Raw genomic sequence first — 17042 nt, forward strand, 5'->3', positions numbered from 1 at the left:
GCTACAGAGCGCGCTTGAGGTCCTCGACCTTGTTGGTGCGCTCCCAGGTGAAGGCGTCCTCGACACCGTCGGCGCGGGTGCGCCCGAAGTGCCCGTAGGCGGCGGTCGGCTTGTAGATCGGACGCAACAGGTCCAGTTCGTCGACGATGGCGGCCGGACGCAGGTCGAACACGGTCTGGATGGCGTTCTGGATCTTGTCGACCGGGACCGTCTCGGTGCCGAAGGTCTCGACGTAGAGGCCGACCGGCTGCGCCTTGCCGATGGCGTAGGCGACCTGCACCTCGCACCGGGTGGCCAGACCTGCGGCGACCACGTTCTTGGCAACCCAGCGCATCGCATAGGCCGCCGAGCGGTCGACCTTCGAGGGGTCCTTGCCGGAGAACGCGCCACCACCGTGGCGGGCCATGCCGCCGTAGGTGTCGACGATGATCTTGCGGCCGGTCAGACCGGCGTCACCCATCGGACCACCGATCACGAACTTGCCGGTCGGGTTGATCAGCTTGCGGTAGCCGTCGGTCTGCAGCTGCGTGCCGTTGGCGGCCAACTCCTCCAGGACCGGCTTGATGACGTGGGTGTCGATGTCCGGCTCGAGCATGCCCTCCAGGGAGATGCCATCGGCGTGCTGGGTGGACAGGACCACGGTGTCCAGCGACACGGCGGTGTCGCCTTCGTAGGCGATGGTGACCTGGGTCTTGCCGTCCGGGCGCAGGTAGGGCAGCGTGCCGTCCTTGCGGACCCCGGTCAGCCGCTCGGAGAGGCGGTGCGCCAGGAAGATCGGCAGCGGCATCAACTCAGGGGTGTCGGTGCAGGCGTAGCCGAACATCAGACCCTGGTCACCGGCGCCCTGCTTGTCGTAGGCCTCTTCCGAGGACTGCGTGCGGCTCTCGTGCGCGTCGTCGACGCCCTGGGCGATATCGGAGCTCTGCTCGCCGATCGAGATGGACACTCCGCAGGAACGTCCGTCGAATCCCTTGTCCGAGGTGTCGTAGCCGACCTTGACGATGGTGTCGCGCACCAACTCGGCGATCGGCACGTAGCTCTTGGTGCGCACCTCACCGGCGACGTGCACCAGGCCGGTGGTGACCATGGTCTCCACGGCGACGCGGGAGTTCGGGTCTTCCTTGAGCATCGCGTCCAGGATGCTGTCGGAGATCTGGTCGCAGATCTTGTCGGGGTGGCCCTCGGTAACGGACTCGGACGTGAAAAGGCGTGCCATGGAGATCTCCTCGTGTGCAGCGGCTGCTGGCTGGTTGCTGGTGAGTTTAGACGGAGCGTCGGACAAGGATGAGATCGCCTACGGCATCCAACACCGCAGCGGCGATCTCCCGCTTGTCGGCGGGGCCCACGGTGATTTCGGGTCCGCCGTCGGCACGCAGTAGGTAGACGGTGCTGGTGTCCTGACCGAAGGTGATGTCCTCACCGACCTCGTTGGCCACCAGCAGATCGCAACCCTTGCGCGCCAGCTTGGCGCGAGCGTGTTCGAGGACAGTGTGCCCGGCATCCCCGGTCTCCGCCGCGAAACCGACCAAAACCGGCCACTGCGCCGCACCGCGGGCCTGCACCGCCTGGGCCAGGATGTCCGGATTGCGCACCAGGGTGATGGTCGGTGCGTCGTCGGGATGGGCCGGGTCGAAGGTCTTCTTGATCTTGGCCGACTCACGCTTGGCGGGTCGGAAGTCGGCGACTGCTGCAGCCATGATGATCACATCGACCGCAGCGCCGAGCACCCGTTCGCGTAGTTGGTCGGCCGTCTCGACCCGCTGCACGTCGACGCCCTCGGGCGCCGGCAGATCGACGGTGCTGACCAGCGTCACCTTGGCGCCGCGAGCGGCGGCCACCTGCGCCAACGCGTAACCCTGCTTCCCCGACGAGCGGTTACCCAGGTAACGCACCGGATCAAGCGGCTCCCGAGTACCGCCGGCCGAGATCAGCACCGACACGCCGGCCAGGTCTTGTGCAACGGGTCGGGTCGCCGCGAGCGCGGCGTCGAAGATCTGCTCGGGTTCTGGCAGCCGTCCTGGGCCGGAGTCTTTACCGGTCAGCCGCCCGGACGCGGGATCGATGACCAGCACGCCTCGTTCACGCAGCAGCGCGACGTTGGCCCGGGTCGCCGGGTGCTGCCACATCTCGGTGTGCATCGCCGGGGCGAGCAGCACCGGACAGGAGGCCGTGAGCAGGACGTTCGTGAGCAGGTCGTTGGCCATGCCGTGTGCGGCACGGGCCAGCAGATCAGCGGTGGCCGGTGCGACGACCACCAGGTCGGCTTCCTGGCCGAGTTTGACGTGCCGGACCTGCTCCACGTCGTCCCAGACGGCGTCGGTGACGGGTTTGCCGGACAGCGCGGCCCAGGTGGGTGCGCCGACGAATCGCAGCGCTGAAGCCGTGGGTACGACGGTCACATCGTGCCCAGCTTCGGTGAACAGGCGAAGCAGACTGCACGCCTTATAGGCGGCGATCCCGCCGGCAACGCCGAGAACGATCCGCACCGGTCCGCCTCCGCCGTTCAGCTTCGAGGAGCTCAGGCTTCGGTCGTGGGCTCGATCGACAGCAGGCCCTCGTTGATCTCACGCAGCGCGATCGACAACGGCTTGTCGGTGATGTGGCTGTCGACCAACGGGCCGACGTACTCCAGCAGACCCTCGGACAACTGCGAGTAGTAAGCGTTGATCTGGCGGGCGCGCTTGGACCCGTAGAGCACCAGGGCGTACTTGGAGTCGGCGACCTTCAGCAGGTCGTCGATCGGCGGGTTGGTGATGCCTTCCGGCTTGGCCACGGTCCCAGACACGGATAAATCTCGTTTCTTCAGTGTGCGTCGGTCTGCATCAAGTGTACGAGTTCTTCGGCGGCCCGCCGAACATCGTCGTTCACGATGACCGAATCGAACTCCTCGATGGCGGCCATTTCGGTCTCCGCGGTGCGTAGCCGACGGGTGCGCTCGGCCTCGTCCTCGGTCCCCCGACCCACCAACCGACGGACCAACTCGTCCATATCCGGTGGGGCAAGGAAGACCAGGTGCGCATCGGGCATGGCCTCGCGGACCTGGCGGGCACCCTGCAGATCTATTTCGAGCAACGGCAGCAACCCCTCCGCCCGTGCCCGTTCCACCGGTTCGCGCGGAGTGCCGTAACTGGCCTGTCCGTGCACCACGGCATGCTCCAGGAACTCCCCGCGCCGGACCATGTCATCGAACTCGTCCTGGCTCAGGAAGACGTACTGGACCCCGTCCACTTCTCCGGGCCGCGGCGTGCGGGTGGTCGCCGACACCGACAGCCAGACCTGCGGGAAATGGTCACGCACGTAGGCGGACACGGTGCCTTTGCCGACCGCAGTCGGACCGGCGAGCACGAACAGTGGGCTCACGTAGTTGCTGACCTCTTCAGTTGGTCTCGAAGCGTTCGAGCAACGCCGTGACCTGGTTGACCCCCAGGCCCCGGACCCGGCGGGTGTGGGCGATGCCGATTTCATCCATGATCTGTCGCGCCGTCACCGGTCCGACCCCAGGCAGCGACTCCAACAGAGCGGTCACTTTCATCTTGCCGATCACTTCGTTCTCCTGCCCGGCCTCGATGACCTCGCGCAACGAACCCTGCGAGTACTTCAGCCGGTTCTTGATCTCGGCGCGCTCGCGACGGGCTGCCGCCGCCTTGGCCAGGGCCTCGGCGCGCTGCTCCGGCGTGAGGTTGGGAAGGGCCACGAAGACTCCTTGTTCGGTAGTGAGGACAACGGACGGTAGGGCGGCCGCCGACCGCCGAACCTACCGCGCGGCTTCGTTGCCGGCTCGGGCGGCCTTGCGTAGGTCCGCAACGTCGGGGCCTGCGGCGAGGACCTCCCGGGAACTCGCAGGTAAGACGAGACTAGCGGCGGGACCGAACCCGCGCCGTACATCGTCGAAGGTCGCTCCCTGAGCGCCAACACCGGGGGCCAGCAACGGCGCCTTGGCGTCGGCCAGCGCGCCGGTCAGGCCCAGGTCAGCCAACTGCTTACCCGTCGTCGCGCCCACGACCATGCCGACGTCCCCGAACCGGTCGGCGGAGGCATTCAATCGCCCGACCCGGTCGATCACGTCGGCGGCCACCGCACGTCCGTCGTACGTCGCCTGCTGGACATGCGCCGCCTCCGGGTTGCTCGTGAGCGCCAACACGAAAACGCCGCGGCCGGTGTCGGCGGCCAGGTCCAGCGCGGGCTGCACAGAGCCGAAGCCGAGGTACGGCGAGACCGTGATCGCGTCGGCACGAAGGGGTGAGGCGTCGCTCAAGTAGGCGTCCGCGTAGCCGCCCATCGTGGACCCGATGTCGCCGCGCTTGACGTCCAGCAGGCTGAGCGTGCCGGCCTCGCGCAGCCCCGCCAGGACGTCCTCGAGCACCGCGATCCCGGCGGAGCCGAAGCGTTCGAAGAACGCCGACTGGGGTTTGACGATGGCGACCTGACCGCCGAAGGCCTCGACACAGATCTGCGCGAAGACGCGTAGTCCCGCGACGTCGTCGGCCAGCCCCCAGGACTTCAGCAGGGCGGCGTGCGGGTCGATGCCGGGGCAGAACGGGCCGAACCGGTCGACCAGCTCCCCTAGTCGCTTACCGAAGCTCACGGGCGTGCTCCTGCAACGACTTCACCCGCATCGGGCCGGCCAATTGCGCTTCGATCCCCTGGACCGCAGCCGCCAACTGCTGCACGGTGGTGATGATCGGCCGGTCCACGCTCGTGGTGGCCGCCCGGATGGCGTAACCGTCGGCGCGGGCCCCTTGCCCGGACGGGGTGTTCACGACCATCCCGACCTCACCAGACAGGATGATGTCAACGATGGTCGGCTCGCCCTCGGGGCCACGCCCGTCGCTGTGCTTGCGCACGACTTGCGCGTGAACTCCATTGCGGCGCAGCACATCTGCCGTGCCAGAGGTCGCCAGCAGGGTGAACCCGAGGTCCGCCAGTCGCTTCGCCGGGAAGATCATCGCGCGTTTGTCGCGGTTGGCGACCGACACGAAGATCTTGCCGGCCCGGGGCAGCCCCGTGACGCTGCCGAGTTGGCTCTTGGCGAAGGCCGAGCCAAAGTCACGGTCGATGCCCATGACCTCACCGGTCGACCGCATCTCCGGACCGAGCAGGCTGTCGACCACCTCACCGTCCTTGGTGCGGAACCGCTTGAACGGCAGCACGGCTTCCTTGACCGAGATCGCGGTGTCCGGCGGTAGCGTCGTGCCGTCGCCCTCGGCGGGCAGCAAACCCTCGGCGCGCAGGTCCTTGATCGAGGCGCCGAGCATGACGCGGGCCGCAGCCTTGGCCAACGGCACACCCGTCGCCTTGGCCACGAAGGGCACCGTGCGGCTGGCCCGCGGGTTGGCCTCCAGGACGTAGAGAATGTCCTGGGCCAGCGCGAACTGCACGTTCATCAGACCGCGCACCCCGATGCCCTCGGCGAGCTTGAGCGTGGACTCGCGCACCCGGGCGATCTCCTCGGCGCCCAGAGTGACCGGTGGCAGTGCGCACGCCGAGTCGCCGGAGTGGATGCCGGCCTCCTCGATGTGCTCCATGATCCCGCCGAGGTAGATGTCCGTTCCGTCGTAGAGCGCGTCGACGTCGATCTCGATCGCGTCGTCGAGGAAGCGGTCCACCAGCACCGGATGCTCCGGCGAGGCGGTCGTCGCGCGGGTGACGTACTCGGTCAGGGTCTGGTCGTCGTACACGATCTCCATGCCCCGGCCGCCCAGGACGTACGAGGGGCGCACCAGGACCGGGTAGCCGATGCCGCGCGCCACCTCGACGGCCTCAGCCGCGCTGTACGCCGTGCCGTGCTTGGGCGCCGGCAGCTGTGCTTCGGCCAGCACCCGGCCGAACGCACCCCGGTCCTCAGCCAGGTCGATCGCCTCCGGCGAGGTGCCGACGATCGGGACACCCTCTGCCTCAAGGGCTTCGGCCAGGCCGAGCGGGGTCTGGCCACCGAACTGCACGATGACGCCGGCGATCGGGCCCGCGGTGCGCTCCGCGTGGTAGACCTCCAGCACGTCCTCCAAGGTCAACGGCTCGAAGTAGAGCCGGCTGGAAGTGTCGTAGTCGGTGGACACCGTCTCGGGGTTGCAGTTGACCATCACCGTGTCGAATCCCTTGTCGCGCAATGCGAACGAGGCGTGCACGCAGGAGTAGTCGAACTCGACGCCCTGACCGATCCGGTTCGGACCAGAGCCGAGGATCAGCACCGCCGGCTTCTCGCGCGGCAGCACCTCGGTCTCCTGGTCGTAGGAGGAGTAGTAGTACGGCGTGCTAGCAGCAAACTCGGCGGCACAGGTGTCGACGGTCTTGTAGACGGGTCGTACTCCGAGCGCGTGCCGGACACCGCGGACGACCGCCTCGGGCATTGCGCGCAACTGAGCCAACTGGGCATCGGAGAAGCCGTGCTTCTTGGCCATCCGAAGTAGTTCTGGCGTGAGTTCGGCGGCATCCTTCACGATGGCGGCGACCTGGTTGATCAACGCGATCTGGTCGAGGAACCAGGGGTCGATCTTGGTGGCATCGAAGACCTCCTCGACGCCCAGCCCCGCCCGAAGCGCCTGCTGCACCAGGACGATTCGCCCGTCGGTGGGGGTTTTCGCCTGCTCCAGGAGCGCCCTGCCCATCTCCTTGCTCGGCTCGTTGTCGGGGTCCCAGTGGAAGGCCGCACCCTTGCGCTCCATCGACCGCAGCGCCTTCTGGAGAGCCTCGGTGAAGTTGCGCCCGATCGACATCGCCTCGCCCACCGACTTCATAGTGGTGGTCAGCGTCGGATCGGCGGCGGGGAACTTCTCGAAAGCGAACCTCGGCACCTTCACGACGACGTAATCCAGGGTCGGCTCGAAGCTGGCCGGAGTCTCCTTGGTGATGTCGTTGGGGACCTCGTCCAAGGTGTACCCGATGGCCATCTTGGCGGCGATCTTGGCGATCGGGAAGCCGGTCGCCTTGGAGGCCAACGCCGAGGACCGCGACACGCGCGGGTTCATCTCGATGACGATGATCCTGCCGGTCTCCGGGTCGATCGCGAACTGGATGTTGCAACCACCGGTCTCGACACCGACCTCGCGGATGACGGCGATCCCGATGTCGCGCATCCGCTGGTACTCGCGATCGGTCAGCGTCAGCGCGGGGGCCACGGTGATCGAGTCACCGGTGTGTACGCCGACCGGATCGACGTTCTCGATCGAGCAGACCACGACGACGTTGTCCGCGCGGTCGCGCATGACCTCGAGTTCGTACTCCTTCCAGCCCAGGATCGACTCCTCCAGGAGCACCTCGGTGGTCGGGCTGGCCTGCAGGCCGGAGCCGGCGATACGGCGCAGGTCCGTCTCGTCGTACGCGAAGCCGGAACCGAGGCCGCCCATGGTGAACGACGGACGGACGACCAGGGGGTAGCCGAGTTCGCTTGCGGCGGTGATGCATTCGTCCATGGTGTGACAGATGAAGGACTGAGCCGACTCGGCGCCGCAGCGCTCGACCACGCCCTTGAAGCGCTCCCGGTCCTCGCCCAGTTCGATCGCTTCGACACTCGCGCCGATCAACGGGCAGTTGTACTTCTCCAGGACGCCGTTCTCGTGCAGGGCGATCGCGGTGTTCAGCGCGGTCTGACCACCAAGGGTGGCCAGCACGGCGTCGGGCCGCTCCTTGGCGATGATCGACTCGACCACGTCGGGGTTGATCGGCTCGATGTAGGTCGCGTCGGCGAACTCGGGGTCGGTCATGATCGTGGCCGGGTTGGAGTTGACCAGGATGACCCGCAGGCCCTCCTCACGCAGCACCCGGCAGGCCTGGGTGCCGGAGTAGTCGAATTCGCAGGCCTGGCCGATGACGATCGGACCGGAGCCGATGACCAGGACGGACTTGATGTCCTCGCGGCGGGGCATCAGTTGTTCTCCTTCTGCTGGTTCATCAGCTCGACAAAACGATCGAAGAGGTAGGCCGCATCGTGTGGACCAGCTGCCGCCTCCGGGTGGTACTGCACCGAGAACGCCGGTGTGTCAAGGCATTCCAGCCCCTCCACCACGTCGTCGTTGAGGTTGACGTGCGACACCCGGACCCGGCCGAACGCCGTGTCACTGTCCATGTCCAGCGGCGCGTCGACGGCGAAACCGTGGTTGTGCGCGGTGACCTCGACTTTGCCCGTCGAGCGGTCCATCACCGGCTGGTTGATCCCGCGGTGGCCGTACTTCAGTTTGTAGGTGCCGAAGCCGAGCGCCCGGCCCAGCAACTGGTTGCCGAAGCAGATGCCGAAGAACGGGATCTTCGCCGTGAGAACCTCTTGCAGCAGGGCCACCTGCGGTGCGGTCGACGGGTCCCCGGGGCCGTTGGAGAAGAAGACACCGTCGGGCTTGATCGCCTCGATCTCCTCGATCGTGGTCGTCGCCGGCAGCACGTGCACCTCGATACCCCGCTGCGCCATCAGCGCCGGGGTCATCGCCTTGATGCCAAGGTCGACGGCAGCCACGGTGAAGCGCTTATCCCCTACGGCTGGAACGACGTACGCCTCCTTGGTGGCGACCTCGGAAGCCAGTTCGGAACCGGCCATCAGCGGCTGCTCGCTGACGTGTTGCACGCTCGCTCCGGCCGCATCGGGACCGGAGAAGATGCCCACGCGCATCGCGCCCCGCTCGCGCAGGTGCCGGGTCAGCGCCCGGGTGTCGATGTCGCAGATGCCGACGACGCCCTGGTCCCGCAGGTCGTCCTCCAGGGTCTTGGTCGAGCGCCAGTTGGAGGGGCGGATCGCAGGGTCACGCACGACGTACCCGCTGACCCAGATCTTGCGCGACTCCGAATCCTCGTCGTTGACGCCGGTGTTGCCGACGTGCGGCGCAGTCATCACGACCACCTGACGGTGGTAGCTGGGGTCGGTCAGCGTCTCCTGGTAGCCGGTCATGCCCGTGGAGAAGACCGCCTCGCCGTACGTCGATCCGATCGCTCCGTAGGCCTGCCCGGTGAACGTCGTACCGTCCTCCAGGATCAGCACGGCCGGCGGGCGGCCGGTGAGGATGTCGGTCATGCGGTGGCCTCCTGCGGCTGGTTCTCGAACTCAAACGTGGGTACGCCGCGTAGCAGCGTGGTGTGCACCTGGCCGGTGAGTTCCCTTCCGCCCCAGGGGTTGTTGCGGGACAGGGAGTAGGACGCGTCAGCGTCGACGGTGACCGTTGCGGCTGGATCGATCAGGGTCAGGTTCGCCGGCTCCCCCACCGCGATCGGTCGACCGTGATCGCTCAGCCCGGCGATCCGCGCGGGATTCACCGACATCACATCAGCGACCTGCGCCCAGGTCATGGCGCCGGTCGCGACCATGGTGGTGTTGACCACCTGCAGCGCCTGCTCCAGACCCAGCATCCCGAAAGCGGCTTCGGCGAAGGCGTGTTCCTTGTCGTGCCGGGCGTGCGGGGCGTGGTCGGTCGCGACGGCATCGATGGTGCCGTCGGCCAGAGCTTCGCGCAGCGCGGCCACGTGCTCGTCGGGCCGCAGCGGCGGGTTGACCTTGAAGACCGGGTCGTACCCGGCCAGCAGATCCGTGGTGAGCATCAGGTGGTGCGGGGTCACCTCAGCGGTCACCTCGATGCCCTGCTTCTTGGCCCACCGGATCACGTCCAGCGACCCGGCGGTCGACACGTGCGCGACGTGCACGCGGCTGCCGGTGTGCCGGGCAAGCATGACGTCGCGGGCCACGATGACCTCTTCAGCGACCACCGGCCAGCCGGGTAGCCCGAGGCGGCCGGAGACCTCGCCCTCGTGGCAGCACGCCTGACCATCGGCCAGTCGCGGGTCCTGGCTGTGCTGGGAGATCACGCCACCGAAGCTGCGGATGTATTCCAGCGCTCGGCGCATCAGCCGGGCGTCGTGCACGCAGCGGCCGTCGTCGGAGAAGACCCGGACCTGCGCGCGCGACCGCGCCATCAGGCCAAGCTCGGCAAGCCCTTCTCCCGCAAGGTTTTTGGTGACCGCACCGACCGGTTGGACGTCCACCAGCCCGGCCCGCCGGCCCAGGTCGTAGACGTACTCTGCAGCTTCGGCGGTGTCGGTGACCGGGTTGGTGTTGGCCATCGCCAGGACCGCAGTGAACCCGCCCGCGGCGGCGGCCCGCGACCCGGTCTCGACGGTTTCGGCATCCTCCCGGCCCGGCTCCCGCAGGTGGGTGTGCAAATCGACCAGCCCGGGCAGCAGGACCAGGCCATCGGCGTCGATCGTGCGGTCGGCCGTGCCACCGTCGAGGGAGGTGATCACACCGTCCTCGATGAGAACGTCGGCGGGCTGCTCCCCCAGGATCTTCGCGCCCTTGATCAGGATGCTCATGCCGCTCCTCCCAGCAGGTAGTAGAGAACGCTCATCCGGACCGCGACCCCGGCCGAGACCTGATCCAGGATCGAGGACCGCGCCTCGTCGGCGGCGTCCGCAGCGATTTCCAGGCCGCGGTTCATCGGGCCGGGGTGGCAGATCACCGCGTGCTCGGGCAGCAGCTTCAGCCGGTCGCGGGTCAGTCCGTAGTGCACGGTGTATTCGCGCGGCGTCGGGAAGTAGCCGCCGGTCATCCGCTCCTTCTGCACCCGCAGCATCATCACGGCGTCCACGGTCGGCAGGACCGCATCGAAGTCCTCGCTCAGGGTGAAGCCGTCCGCCTTGGCCCAATCCACGATCCCGCTGGGCATGAGGGTCGGGGGCGCGACCAGAGTCACCTGCGCGCCAAGGGTTTTCAGCAGCAACAGGTTGGATCGCACGACCCGCGAGTGGGTCAGGTCACCGACGATCGCGACGTGTTTGCCCGCGAGGTCCCCGAGCCGTTGCTGCATCGTGTACGCATCCAGTAGCGCCTGCGTCGGGTGCTCGTGAGTGCCGTCGCCGGCGTTGACGATCGCGGCGTCGACCCATTGCGCGACCTGGTGTGGAGCGCCGCTGGCGTGGTGGCGGATCACCATCCCGTCCACGCCCATCGCGGCGATGGTCAGGGCGGTATCGCGCAGCGACTCCCCCTTGCTCACCGACGAGCCCTTGGCGGATACGTTGATCACGTCGGCCGACAGCCACTTGCCGGCGATCTCGAACGAGGACCGGGTGCGCGTGGAGTCCTCGAAGAAGAGGTTGACGACGGTGCGACCGCGCAGCGCGGGCAGCTTCTTGACCTCGCGGCGCTGGACGTCGTGCATCTCGGCGGCCGTGTCCAGGATCTGGCCGATCTCGTCGCGGCTCAGGTCAGCCGCGGACAACAGGTGCTTCATGAGATGCGGACCTCCTCGGTGTCGTCGATGCCGCCCAGCCGGACCTGGACCCGTTCGCTGCTGGAGGTCGGCAGGTTCTTGCCGACGTGGTCGGCGCGGATCGGCAGCTCACGGTGGCCGCGGTCCACCAGGACCGCCAGACGTACGGCGCGTGGCCGGCCCAGATCGCCCAGTGCGTCGAGCGCGGCGCGGACCGTGCGCCCGCTGTAGAGCACGTCGTCGACCAGCACCACGATCTTGTCGTCGATGCCGGCGGCGGGGATCTCGGTGCGTTGCGCCGGCCGGGTGGGCTGACGGCGCAGATCGTCGCGGTACATCGTGATGTCCAGGGTGCCCACCGGCACGTCGACGCTTTCGACCGCGGCCAGTTCCTTGACCAGGCGGTGCGCGAGTTCGGCGCCGCGGGTGGGGATGCCCAGCACGATCAGGTCGTCGGCGCCCTTGTTGCGCTCGAGGATCTCGTGGGCGATGCGGCGGATCGCGCGGGTGATGTCCGCCGAAGACAAAACGACTCTGCCAACGCCAGAATCGTCATCGGGCAGGGCAGAGTCTGAACGCTCAGTGTTGGGGCACACGCGTCGTCGACCTCCTTCGCCGCCTCACAGGACGGAATCGTTAAAGGATGGTTTCGCTCGATGCTACCGGAGCGGACTGCCCTGCGACGAACCGCCGCCGGTCTTGGGCTTTGTGCGCCGGAAGACGAGGGGCACGACCACGACGGCGACCATCGCCAGCACCCCGAGCGCCAGGACCACAACCATGAGCACCTGCAGCCACCAATTGGCCAGCCCCGCCAGTAGATCCGCCATGAGCACATCATGGCCAGTTCAAGCGCCCAGCTGTGAGCTCGCTCAGAAAAACCTGGCAGTTTCGTCACTGGTGAAGGTGGCAGCGCGCAAGGACTCAACTACTGGCGCCGGTCTCGTCGATGCCCGGTCGCCGCGCGCAGTACGGTGTGGCCGATGTGCGCCATCAGCTACCGACGAGCTCATCGCGACGACATTCCGGCCATAGTTCATCTCCTGGCCGACGATCCACTGGGCGCCACGCGTGAGTCACCTGACGACTTGTCCGCCTACTTTGACGCGTTCGCAGCGGTCGCCGCCGATCCTCACCAGCACCTCATGGTGGCGGTGCGGGATGAAACGATCGTCGGGACACTGCAACTCACGCTCATCCCCGGGCTTTCCCGCAGAGGTGCAACCCGCGCGCAGATCGAGAGCGTGCGCGTGGCGGGAGGGGAACGCGGGTCTGGACTGGGCACCGCGTTGTTGGAATGGGCCATCGAGGAGGCGCGCCGGTTGGGTGCTGATCTGGTGCAACTCACCTCCGATGCCGGACGCGTCGAAGCGCACAGGTTCTACGAACAACTCGGTTTCACACCGACCCACCTGGGTTTCAAGCTGGAGTTGTAGGCGCGCCAATTCGGGAGCGATCGAGGTTCTGCCGGTGTTTTCCGACGGCATCCGCCTCCCGAACCGTCGATCTCCTGCAGAACGGTGCTGCTACGCCGGAGCCGCACGCTCGATCTGCTCGACGCGGTAGGCAACCACTCGGCGTACCAGATCCTCCGGCAGCGGCTGGGCCAGCGGGAACTGCACCGAGCCTTTGCCCTGCTTGTAGCCGGCGAAGTCGTCGGCGAACGCCTCGTGCCCGTTCGGCGTGGCGTAGAAGCCGATGTGCTTGGCGAATCCGCCGAAGTAGGCCAGCGGTCTGCAGCGCAGTTTGTAGCCCACCAACCCGTAGGACAGGCCCTCGACGGCCTCGGGGGCGGCCTCGCCGACCAGCACGCGCATCCGGTCCAACCGGGCGCGCACCTCTCCGGTGAAGCCCGCCAGGTAGTCATCGACGTCGCTCATCACGGCCCCCTCAGCTCAGGACATCCTTGCGGCGGAACACCGCGTACGCCAGTCCCACGAACGCGGTGAACCACAGCACCGACCACAACGCGCCATGCCGCATCGCAGTCCAATCCACCGTGGGCGACAGCAGGTCGAACCACGCCCGGTCGTAGTACAGCGGCAGCCCGTTGCGCAGCGAGCCGAGGTTCTCGATCTGCCCGAGGATCGTGCTGATGATCGTCACCAGCACCGCGCCGCCCACTGCCGCCAGCGGAGCGTCCGTGCGCACCCCGAAGAAGAACGCGATCCCTGCGACGGTCAGCATCAGCACGATCACATAGAGCGCGACCCCCAGCAGCCGCCAGCCGAAGACCGACCAGTCCAGCGTCCCGCCGCCCGGCACCGAGAACGACGACCACCCGTAGGCCAGCCCGCCCACCAACACCGACCACGCCACCAGGACCACCACCGCCAGCGCAACCGTCAACAGCCCGACGATCAGCTTCGAGGTGAGCAACCGCGCCCGGGGCACCGGGGCGACCAACAGATACCGCAACGACGACCACGACGCCTCCGACGGCACCGCGTCCCCGACGAAGAGCGCGGTCAGCACGATCAGCAGGAACTGCGCCGCCGAAGACGTTGTGAAGAGAGCGAAATTCGCCGATCCACTGGTCGCGAGCGACACCAGCGACGTGCCCGATCCGCCGCGCGAGCCGAACGCGAACGCCCCGATCAGGATCAGTGGCAGGGCCAGGACCAGCACGAACGACCACAACGTACGCCGACGCCCCAGTTGGCGCCGCGCCTCGGCTCTGATCGACAACGGGCGTGCCATCAGCGGGCCCGGATCCGTCGAAGGGCATCCGGCGACATGTCGGATGCTGAACTGGAGGCCGCGATCATTCCCAGGAACACATCCTCCAGATGCTTGCGGCTGCTGACACCGGTCACGGCCATCCCGGCCCCCACGGCAGCGGCGACGACCGAGGCGCGCGGCAACGACGACGTCACCACCACTTCCGTGTCCGACACGACGGACACCTCGACGTCCGGCACGGCCCGGAGCGCATCAAGGCCGTCCAGCGAGGCGACCTCCAAGACCGTCGTGTCGCTATTCGCGATCAACTCCGCGACCGGCCCCGTCGTCACCACCCGACCGGCGTTCATCACGACGATGTGGGTGCAGGTCTGCTCCACCTCGGCCAGCAGGTGACTGGAGACGATCACGGTGCGCCCGCCCGCGGCGTACTCCTGCAGGATCGGACGCATCGCCGCGATCTGCGGCGGATCCAGCCCGTTGGTCGGCTCATCCAGGATCAGGACCTCGGGCAGGCCGAGCATCGCCTGCGCGATCCCGAGGCGCTGCCGCATGCCCTGGCTGTAGGAGCGCACCGGCCGGTCGATGGCATCAGCCAGCGCCGCCACCGCCAAGGCTTCGTCGTAATGCGCCTCCGTCGCCGACCGACCGGTCGCCGCCCAGTAGGCCTGCAGGTTGGCCCGACCGGTCAGATGGGGCAGGAAGCCCGGGCCCTCCACCAGCGCCCCCACGCGGCCCAGCACGGCGGCTCCGGGCACGACCTGGTCGCCCAGGATCCGCGTCTGCCCCGCGTCCGGACGGATCAGCCCGAGCACCATCCGCAACGTCGTGGTCTTTCCGGCACCGTTGGGCCCGAGCAGTCCGAGGATCTGCCCGCGCTCCGCCCGCCAGGACACGTCGTCCACCGCCCGGTGACCGTCCTTGAACGTCTGCGTCAGCCCGGACACGACCAGCGGCACGTCCGCCACCGAGGCGTCAGCGGGGAGCACCGCCCGCCGGTCCCGCCACGCCCACAACCCGAACACCACCAGCAGTGCGGCAATCGCCAGACCGACCCCGAGGCTCTCCCGATCCACCCCTCCTGCGCCGGCCACGGGCAGCGCGGTCGAGGCGACCTGCGGGAGCTGCAGCTGACTGATCGACACCGAATCTGCTCGCGCCACAGTGCTGTTGGCGAAGGTGCTGTCGGTTGGCGTGACCAGGACGCGCAACGAGGTCCCCGCCGGGAAGGTCCAGGTGGCGGCTGGCAGCGACACGTCGACCGTGTGCGGCTGCCCCGTGGCGCCCGAGACCCGGATCGGCGCGACCAGCGACCGGGCCAGCGTCGCGGTGTCGCCGTTGACCGTCCACACGCTCAGGAAGAGTGTGCTGACCGGCCCGGTCGAGCGGACCGTCAGTTTCAACCGTGGCGCGCCCACGATCTTGGTCTGCGCGGCAAAGGCCGGGGTGTCGTACGCCGCGCTGAGACCGGGCAGCGCCGCGAGCGAATACGTCGGGAGACTGGTGCCCAGCGAGGCTGCCTGCGGCAGAAGCGTGTTCGACACCGGTAGGCCACCCGGTGGGCTGATGATCGTCTTCGTCGCCCCGTCGATCGGCTGGTCCCGCCACGTCGCCGCATCGACGTACGACGCCCCGGACGCCCGCTGCAACGTCGCCGTGCTCTGGCGGCGGCCGAGCGGATCGGCGAACACGAACGCCGGCACGGTCGCCGCATCGCCGAGCAGGTAGTGCTGCAACCAGGTGACCTGCGCCTGCTCATCGCCGGCCTGCGTCGAGGAGGTCCCGTCGTGGCCACCGTCCATCCAGCGCATCGCCACCGGCGTGCCCTGCGCAGCCAACGTGCGGGCGGTGGCGTCCGCCTGGTCGACGCCGAACAGGGTGTCGTTCATGCCTTGCACCAGGAAGGTCGGCACCTTCAGCCGGGACAAGAAGGCAGCCGGGCTGTGCGCGCGCAACATCGCCAGCAGTTGCGCACTGGGTTGCCCCGAACTGGATGCCGACAGGAAGCCTGCGCAGATCGTCGGATCGAACCGGCCGCACGGATCCGTTGTGCCGGTGGTCGAATCCGTTGTTCCGCCCACCTGCCCGAGGAAGAACAGCGACGCCCACTGCTGCTTCAGCGGACCGGTCACCCCACCGGACGGTGCGGCTCCCGGGGAGGCCGCGATCGACGTACCCGCATGGTCGGGGAAGAACGCCTGCGCCAGGTCGTTCCAGGTGATCGAGGCGACCACGGTGTCCACCCGCGGATCGGTCGCTGCCAGCATCAATGCCAGTGCCCCGCCGTAGGACCCGCCCACCACTCCCAGCCTCGGATCACCGGGCTTGTCCAGCGTGATGCGGGACGCGGCGGAGGAGGCCAGCACGGCGCTGATCACCGCCCGGGCGTCGGCCACCTCATAGTCCGGGTCGTCCAGGTGGATATTGCCGCCGGACTTGCCGAAACCTCTGGCGCTGTAGGTGATCACCACGAAGCCGCCGTCGACCAGCGACGACGCCTGCGGTCGGACCGAGTCCTTGGACCCACCGAACCCGTGCGCCAACAACACCACGGGGTGCCGGCCCGAACCGGCTGGCATCACAACGGTCGTGTCCAGGGACACCGCCGCACCCGACGGCTCGGCGCGCACGGGTACGGACAGGTCGATCGACGTGGCCGCCCGGGCGATCGGGACGGGCGCCAGGAACGCGACAGCCGCTAGCAGCACGAGCAGTGCCGACCGGATGCGCATGCGCCACGGTAACCCGCGGGCCGGCTCAGACCAGGGTGGTCTTCACCTCTGCGATTCGCCCGAGCAGTCCGTTGACGAAACGCGGCGACTCATCGGTGGACAGTTCCCGGGCCAGCCCGACCGCCTCAGCGATCGCTGCCGACTCCGGCACGTCATCGGGCCCGAAGACCAACTCCCACACGGCAACTCGCAGCAGAGCGCGGTCCACCGCAGGCATCCGCTCCATCGGCCAGTCGCGGCTGTAGGTTTCGATGGCCTCGTTGATGACGGTCCAGTGCTCGACCACCCCGCGCACCAGCGTCTGGGTGTAGTCGTTCACGGGGGCTTGGGTGACGGGTACGGCGACCCGCTCCTCGAGCAGCGTCACGGCGTTCATACCGCGTTGCTCGGACTCGAAGAGGATGTCGAGCGCCCGCTTGCGGGACTTGGTGCGAGCGCCCACGGG

The 17042-nt window shown here is 68.0% G+C and carries 17 protein-coding genes; 1 reads left to right on the forward strand and 16 read right to left on the reverse strand.

Annotated elements, in window-relative coordinates:
- Position 1: 1 nt before the first annotated feature.
- From metK to DR843_RS20005, 12 genes are all read right to left on the reverse strand, one after another.
- Positions 2-1216 (reverse strand): methionine adenosyltransferase, encoded by a 1215-nt coding sequence (metK, locus tag DR843_RS07205; RefSeq protein ID WP_109684751.1) that lies wholly within the window; start codon positions 1214-1216, stop codon positions 2-4.
- A 46-nt stretch (positions 1217-1262) separates the two neighbouring features.
- Positions 1263-2486 carry a bifunctional phosphopantothenoylcysteine decarboxylase/phosphopantothenate--cysteine ligase CoaBC gene (gene coaBC / locus DR843_RS07210; protein ID WP_109684752.1) on the reverse strand — a complete coding sequence of 408 codons (1224 nt, stop codon included), beginning with the start codon at positions 2484-2486 and terminating at the stop codon, positions 1263-1265.
- Between the two features lie 32 nt (positions 2487-2518).
- A complete protein-coding gene (gene rpoZ / locus DR843_RS07215; protein WP_109684753.1) occupies positions 2519-2785 on the reverse strand; it encodes a DNA-directed RNA polymerase subunit omega in 267 nt (88 codons plus the stop codon).
- A 17-nt stretch (positions 2786-2802) separates the two neighbouring features.
- On the reverse strand, positions 2803-3360 hold the full coding sequence (gene gmk / locus DR843_RS07220) for a guanylate kinase (RefSeq protein ID WP_245934046.1): 558 nt from the start codon (positions 3358-3360) through the stop codon (positions 2803-2805).
- Positions 3361-3376: 16 nt separating this feature from the next.
- Positions 3377-3694: an integration host factor, actinobacterial type gene (gene mihF / locus DR843_RS07225; RefSeq protein ID WP_109684755.1), complete on the reverse strand. Its 318-nt coding sequence runs from the start codon at positions 3692-3694 to the stop codon at positions 3377-3379.
- Between the two features lie 60 nt (positions 3695-3754).
- The gene (pyrF, locus tag DR843_RS07230; protein ID WP_109684756.1) at positions 3755-4585 is read right to left on the reverse strand and encodes an orotidine-5'-phosphate decarboxylase; all 831 of its coding nucleotides are present in this window, start codon (positions 4583-4585) and stop codon (positions 3755-3757) included.
- Positions 4572-7862 carry a carbamoyl-phosphate synthase large subunit gene (gene carB, locus DR843_RS07235; RefSeq protein ID WP_109684757.1) on the reverse strand — a complete coding sequence of 1097 codons (3291 nt, stop codon included), beginning with the start codon at positions 7860-7862 and terminating at the stop codon, positions 4572-4574. Before carB ends, pyrF begins: the two co-directional genes overlap by 14 nt.
- Complete coding sequence (gene carA / locus DR843_RS07240) at positions 7862-8995, reverse strand: glutamine-hydrolyzing carbamoyl-phosphate synthase small subunit (protein WP_109684758.1); 1134 nt, start codon at positions 8993-8995, stop codon at positions 7862-7864. Before carA ends, carB begins: the two co-directional genes overlap by 1 nt.
- The gene (locus DR843_RS07245) at positions 8992-10284 is read right to left on the reverse strand and encodes a dihydroorotase (RefSeq protein WP_109684759.1); all 1293 of its coding nucleotides are present in this window, start codon (positions 10282-10284) and stop codon (positions 8992-8994) included. Before DR843_RS07245 ends, carA begins: the two co-directional genes overlap by 4 nt.
- The gene (locus DR843_RS07250; protein ID WP_109684760.1) at positions 10281-11204 is read right to left on the reverse strand and encodes an aspartate carbamoyltransferase catalytic subunit; all 924 of its coding nucleotides are present in this window, start codon (positions 11202-11204) and stop codon (positions 10281-10283) included. Before DR843_RS07250 ends, DR843_RS07245 begins: the two co-directional genes overlap by 4 nt.
- Positions 11201-11710: a bifunctional pyr operon transcriptional regulator/uracil phosphoribosyltransferase PyrR gene (gene pyrR / locus DR843_RS07255; RefSeq protein WP_170119772.1), complete on the reverse strand. Its 510-nt coding sequence runs from the start codon at positions 11708-11710 to the stop codon at positions 11201-11203. The genes DR843_RS07250 and pyrR overlap by 4 nt, the downstream gene beginning before the upstream one ends.
- A 132-nt stretch (positions 11711-11842) precedes the next feature.
- Positions 11843-12013 (reverse strand): hypothetical protein, encoded by a 171-nt coding sequence (locus DR843_RS20005; RefSeq protein ID WP_170119773.1) that lies wholly within the window; start codon positions 12011-12013, stop codon positions 11843-11845.
- Positions 12014-12166: 153 nt separating this feature from the next.
- Between DR843_RS20005 and DR843_RS07260 the strand changes: the two genes are divergently transcribed.
- Positions 12167-12619: a GNAT family N-acetyltransferase gene (locus tag DR843_RS07260; RefSeq protein ID WP_109684761.1), complete on the forward strand. Its 453-nt coding sequence runs from the start codon at positions 12167-12169 to the stop codon at positions 12617-12619.
- Between the two features lie 90 nt (positions 12620-12709).
- Here the strand turns inward: DR843_RS07260 and DR843_RS07265 are convergent, their stop codons facing one another.
- From DR843_RS07265 to nusB, 4 genes are read right to left on the reverse strand one after another with little or no spacing between them, the layout of a single operon-like run.
- Positions 12710-13063, reverse strand: a complete 354-nt coding sequence (locus DR843_RS07265; RefSeq protein ID WP_109684762.1) for an iron chaperone — start codon at positions 13061-13063, stop codon at positions 12710-12712.
- Between the two features lie 10 nt (positions 13064-13073).
- A complete protein-coding gene (locus DR843_RS07270; RefSeq protein WP_109684763.1) occupies positions 13074-13883 on the reverse strand; it encodes an ABC transporter permease in 810 nt (269 codons plus the stop codon).
- Positions 13883-16597 (reverse strand): alpha/beta fold hydrolase, encoded by a 2715-nt coding sequence (locus DR843_RS07275; RefSeq protein WP_109684764.1) that lies wholly within the window; start codon positions 16595-16597, stop codon positions 13883-13885. Before DR843_RS07275 ends, DR843_RS07270 begins: the two co-directional genes overlap by 1 nt.
- Positions 16598-16622: 25 nt before the next feature.
- Positions 16623-17039, reverse strand: a complete 417-nt coding sequence (gene nusB / locus DR843_RS07280; protein WP_109684765.1) for a transcription antitermination factor NusB — start codon at positions 17037-17039, stop codon at positions 16623-16625.
- Positions 17040-17042 lie beyond the last annotated feature (3 nt).

The sequence above is a fragment of the Branchiibius hedensis genome (genome assembly GCF_900108585.1).
In the GTDB taxonomy this organism is placed as follows: Bacteria; Actinomycetota; Actinomycetes; order Actinomycetales; family Dermatophilaceae; genus Branchiibius; species Branchiibius hedensis.